4 protein-coding genes are annotated in these 5185 nt (G+C 66.8%); 2 read left to right on the forward strand and 2 right to left on the reverse strand.

Annotation, left to right across the window (positions count from 1 at the left end; translation table 11 throughout):
* On the reverse strand, positions 1 to 321 hold a 321-nt coding region (locus tag VGI62_RS18175), incomplete at its 3' end, for a helix-turn-helix domain-containing protein (RefSeq protein ID WP_331505959.1).
* A 220-nt stretch (positions 322 to 541) separates the two neighbouring features.
* Here VGI62_RS18175 and VGI62_RS18180 point away from each other — a divergent pair.
* The gene (locus tag VGI62_RS18180) at positions 542 to 1453 is read left to right on the forward strand and encodes an alpha/beta hydrolase (RefSeq protein WP_331505960.1); all 912 of its coding nucleotides are present in this window, start codon (positions 542 to 544) and stop codon (positions 1451 to 1453) included.
* Positions 1450 to 3375: an aspartyl protease family protein gene (locus VGI62_RS18185; protein WP_331505961.1), complete on the forward strand. Its 1926-nt coding sequence runs from the start codon at positions 1450 to 1452 to the stop codon at positions 3373 to 3375. The genes VGI62_RS18180 and VGI62_RS18185 overlap by 4 nt, the downstream gene beginning before the upstream one ends.
* 73 nt (positions 3376 to 3448) lie before the next feature.
* On the opposite strand, the gene VGI62_RS18190 is transcribed toward VGI62_RS18185, so the two are convergent.
* A partial coding sequence (locus VGI62_RS18190) for a peptidase M61 (protein WP_331505962.1) occupies positions 3449 to 5185 on the reverse strand: 1737 nt, incomplete at its 5' end.

Raw genomic sequence — 5185 nt, forward strand, 5'->3', positions numbered from 1 at the left:
CTTCTTGCGCGGCGACGGATAGCCGGCGCGCCCGGCGAAGAAGTTGCCGTAGGCCTTGTCGAGATCGCGCAGGGCCTGCTGTTGGCAGGTCTGCGAGACGGCGGCGATCCAGTCGTAGTCAGCCCGCAGGGCGGTCAGCTCGCCGGCCTGGGCGACGTAGGTGAGTTTCGATCCGGTCTGCCGCTCGAACCGGCGCCCCCAGTCGCGGCGTTGTTCGAGGGCGAGATTGTAGATCAGGCGGCAGACCCCCGCGAACTGCCGGAACCGCCCCTCTTGCTCGCAGCTCGGGGCCAATTTGTAGCGGAAGCCGCGATGGATCATCGCCTCGAATCTACAGGCGTCACCGTGCTGTTCAACCCCGGAGAAGCGGCCGCCGGCCGCGCTCGCTTACCTCCCCGCCCGGAAGGACGGGGTTTCTCGCGAGGGACTCGATGAATCGCCAAGCTCGCGAAGGCAATGCGGCGCGGGCTTGCGGACATAGCGAGGCCTCTCGACAGCCGCGCTCAGCCGCGCTCCTATCGCAGGGGCGGAGGCGGCTTTGATGTCGAGCTGGAAGGATCCGGAGATCGCGGGCGTTCGAGCGCTGCTCGCCTCGCGTCAGCCTGCGCCGGGCGCGCCGGCGCCGACCTATGTCGAGCGGCGCGCAGCCATGGACGCCTTCGGAGAATTGGGATCGCTCCCGCCGGGCTGCCTGCACGAGCCGCTGAGCGCGAACGCGGTCAAGTGCGAGCGGATAGTTCCGGCCGGCGCACTCGACGGGCGGAGCCTCCTCTACCTGCACGGGGGCGCTTACGTCGGCGGAAGCCCGCGGAGCCATCGACCGCTGGTCGCGAGGCTGGCGGATGCCGCCAGGGCCACGGCGATTGTCGCGGACTATCGACTGGGGCCGGAACATCCGGGTCCCGCAGCGCTGGACGATGCGCTGGCGGTCTATCGCTGGATGCTCGACGAGGGGGCCGAACCGGAACGCCTGGTGGTCGCCGGTGACTCGGCGGGCGGCGGCCTCACGTTGGCCTTGGCCCTGGCCTTGAAGCACGAGGCCCTTCCGCAGCCGGCCGGCTTGTTCGTGATCAGCCCCTGGGCCGACTTGACGCAGTCGCACGAAACCTACCGGAGCAAGGCCGGCGACGATCCGATGATCGCCAAGGACCGGCTGGACGAGAGTGCGGCCGCCTATCTCGGTGGGCTCGATCCGCGTGACTGGCGAGCCTCGCCGGTGTTCGGCGACTTTGCGGGTGTGGCGCCGATGCTGATCCAGGTCGGCTCGGAGGAGGCGCTGCTGGGCGACAGCCTGATGGTGGCGGAGCGGGCCGGCCACGCCCGCGTCGAGGTCCGCCTGGAGGTCTGGCCCGAGATGATCCACGTCTGGCACGCCTTCGGCGGCCAGCTGAACGCCGCGAGGCGGGCGATCGCCGTGGCGGGCGGCTGGATGGACGAGAAATTGTGCGGATGACGGCCTTTAATCCAATCTGCGCCGGACGGGCGGCGTTGCGCCCCTGTCATCGAAGGTGGGGGGTATTCCACGCGAAGACGAAAACCTGCGCCCTGGCGTTTGCGGCGGCCGCCGCCCTGCTGGTCCCCAGCTCCGCCGCCCAAGCCGAATGCAAACTCCAGAAGGTCGGCGAAGTCCCGGTCACCATGGAGGGCTTACGCGCGGTGGTGAGCGTGAAGATCAACGGCCATGACGCAAAGCTCTTCGTCGACACCGGCGCTTTCTTCAGCACCGTGTCCGACGAGGCGGCCAAGGCGTTCGCCATGCGGCCCACGGTGGCGCCCTTCGGGCTTGAGATCCGTGGGGTCGGCGGGGCCTCCCGCGACGCACGCGCGGTCAAGGCCGACGAGTTCACCTTCGCCAACGCCGGCTTCCGCAATATAGAATTCCTGGTGGGCGGCCGTGTCGGCCGCGGCGAGATTGCAGGCCTGGTCGGGGAGAACATCTTCGGCCCGTTCGATGTCGAATACGATTTCGCCAACGGCGCGATCCGGTTCTTCAAGCCGGAAGGCTGCGGCGATGCAAACCTTGCCTACTGGTCCGCGGGTCAGGCGCTGTCGCGGACCCGCCTCGACGTACCTGGGCGATTCCTACAGCAGATCAACACGACGGCGGAGGTCGATGGACATACGATACGGGTGACGTTGGACAGCGGCGCCCCCTTGTCGACTCTCAACCGCAACGCCGCGAGCCGCGCGGGCGTGCAGATTTCCTCGGAGGGCGTAGTGGCCGCAGGGATCGGTCACGGCATCTATGGCCAGGGCTATGAAACCTTTCTGGCGCCGTTCGCCAGTTTCAAGATCGGCGATGAGGAGATCAAGAACACTCGGCTGCGGATCGCCGACATGCGCCTGGGCGACAGCGACATGCTGCTGGGCATGGACTTCTTTCTTTCGCACCGGATCCTGGTCTCCAGCAGCCAGCACAGGCTCTACTTCACCTACAACGGCGGTCCGGTGTTCCGCCTGGACCAGGCCTCGCAACGGCAGGCGCAGGCTGCCGCATCGGCAGCTCCCGCTGCGCCCGATGTCGCACCCGGCATCGCCGTAGCGACCGCGACGGCCCCGGCGGCCACACCAGCTACGGGCGAAGAACCCAAGACCGCGGCGGACTTCGCGCGGCGGGCCTCGGCGTTCGCGGCGCGGCGTGAATACCAGCCGGCGATCGACGACTACGGCCGCGCCATCGCGTTGGAGCCCGACAACGCCAGGCATTACCGCGCCCGCGCAATGGTGCGCCTGGCGGCGCGCCAGCCGGTGCTCGCGATGGCCGATCTCGACGAGTCTCTCAAGCGCGAGCCGAACGATCCTGAAGCGTTGATGACGCGCGGCGAGCTATATTTGACGACCCGCGATCCGGCGCGGGCGAAGGTCGATTTCGATGCGGCGATGAAACTGGCTCCGGGTAATACGAACCTCGTCCAGCAGGCGGGCGTCGCCTTTGCGCGGGCGGGCTTCTACGAAGACGCCATCCGCCAGATGGACACCTGGATCGCCGCCCATCCGAAAGATGAGGATCTGCCCGCAGCTTTGGCAGCGCGCTGCTACGCGCGCGCCGCTTGGGGTAAGGAGCTCGACATCGCCCTGGCCGACTGCGATGTGGCGATGCGAAAGGACAAGACCTCCTTGACCATGCAGACGCGCGGTCTCGTGCTGCTGCGGATGGACAAGCTGGACGAGGCGATCGCCCAGTACACAGCCGCGATCAAGGCCCAGCCGCGTGCGGCCCGTGCCCTCTACGGACGCGGATTGGCGGAACTGAAGAAAGGGCAGAAGGCGGAGGGCGACGCAGATCTGGCTGCGGCGCTGGCCATCGCGCCGGGCCTGACGGCGGAGTACCGTCGGCTGGGCCTCGCACCGGACCGGGCGCCTGCCAAGTCCTGAGGGTCAGGTCTCGCCCGCCCGAATCTGGCGGGCGCTGAAGACCATCTCTTCGTTTTGACGGATTCTTCGGCGGCTACTTCCTTGGCGCGTAGATCGCCGAGAGCAGATCCGGGGTCCCCTCGATACGCTCAAGGCGCGGGTAACGCAGGCCCCCGTGGTAGTCGACCGCGAAGGTGCGGTAGTGGTCGCCCGTCTTGACCAGCAAGTTGAGCGGCGGGCCGCCTTTCTTGGCCTCGGTGATGGCTTCCTTCAACCGATCGGCGTCATAGGCGATACCGTTGACAGCAAGTAGCCTGCCGCCCACGGCCATTCCCGCCTTGAAGGCCGGGCCTTCCCATTGGACAGCCGTGATGTCGGCCTCGCGTCCCAGAGTCAGGCCGAGTGAATAGGTCAGGTCCGTCATATGGCGACGGCTCTCGGCCGACTTGAAGTAGTCGGTAGGTGTTTCGGTGTAGACCAGCTTCCAGCCGCTGCGCGCCAAGCCGTCCAGCGGCGGCTTCGGGGCGACTTGGTTTATCCGCTCGTTGAGGAACGTGGCCCAGTCGTAGGGTTCGACCTTGTTCAGGGCCGCGACCACGTCGTCAAAGGTGTAGGTCACCGGCGTCCAGCTGCCGTTCTCCACGCCGAAGAACGCCTTGGCGAAATCATCGAGGGAGCGTTTCCCCCCCGACTTCTCACGAATCAGAGTGTCGGCGTCGAGCCAGACAAGCTGGCCTTCCGAATAGTAGTCCTCGCTGCGCTGGAAGCTGGTCCACGGGATCGGCCGGCGTGAGGCGATGACCGGATCATCGGTGGTGTCCTCGACTGGGCGCCATTCGCGGCCGACGCGGTTGGCGTACGTCGCCGCGGTGGCGGCCAGCGCATCGAGCGCCTCCTGCCGGCTCAAGAGGCCCGAGCGGCCGGAAAGCACAAAGCCCCAGTACTGGGTCTGGCCCTCGTAGACCCAGAGCAAAGATCCCCGCATCGGCACATTGAGGTTCGGAGTCCACAGGTCGGCCGGCCGGCGGAACTTGCCGTTCCAGGAGTGGGTGAACTCATGGGGGAGCAGATCGCGCGACGCAGCCGTCTTGGACCAACCGGTGAAATAGTCGGGAACTGTCCCGTCCTCGCTGGAACGATGATGCTCCAGACCCGATCCGCCCATCCGGTCAGAGAGCGAGAACAGGAAGTCATAGTGATTGTAGTGATGCGAGCCGTAGAGCCTGTAGGCTTGTTGGACGAGCGCCTTATGCTTTTCGATCTGGTCGGGTGTGGCCTCCAGCAACTCCGGGCGGTCAGCGATCACGTCGAGCCGGACCGGGGCTGCTGCGCCGGGGTCGAGTTCGATCTGGCGCGCGTAGCGCCCCGCGATCATTGGGGAGTCGGCCAGGGTCTCGAAATCGACCGCCTTGAAGCGGGTGACGCCACCTTCCACGCTGGCGGTCTCCAGGGCTGAGTAATTGGTCCAGCCCTCAGGGAAGCGGACGCTCGGCTCGATCTGAATCTGACGGGTGAAGTAACCGGCCGGGTACATGGCCAGAGTGATCCATTGGAGGCTGAGCATCTCCGGTGTCATGACGATCCGGCCCTGGTCGCCGGTGGTCGGGGAGAGAAAGTCGAAGTCGATGTCGATGCTCGATGCGCCCTGCGGCACGTCCAGGTGGAAGGCGTAGACGTCGACCGGGTCTCGCATCCAGGGGATGGCCCTGCCGTTGGCGCTGAAGCTGATGCCGCCAACGTTTTTGATCGGGCCGTTCGCGGCGTGATTGCCGGGCAGCCACTGCGGATAGAGCACTGTCAGCGGCCCGGATTTGGCGACCGGGATCGACTC

This window comes from Phenylobacterium sp., assembly GCF_036495085.1.
Classification (GTDB): Bacteria; Pseudomonadota; Alphaproteobacteria; order Caulobacterales; family Caulobacteraceae; genus Phenylobacterium.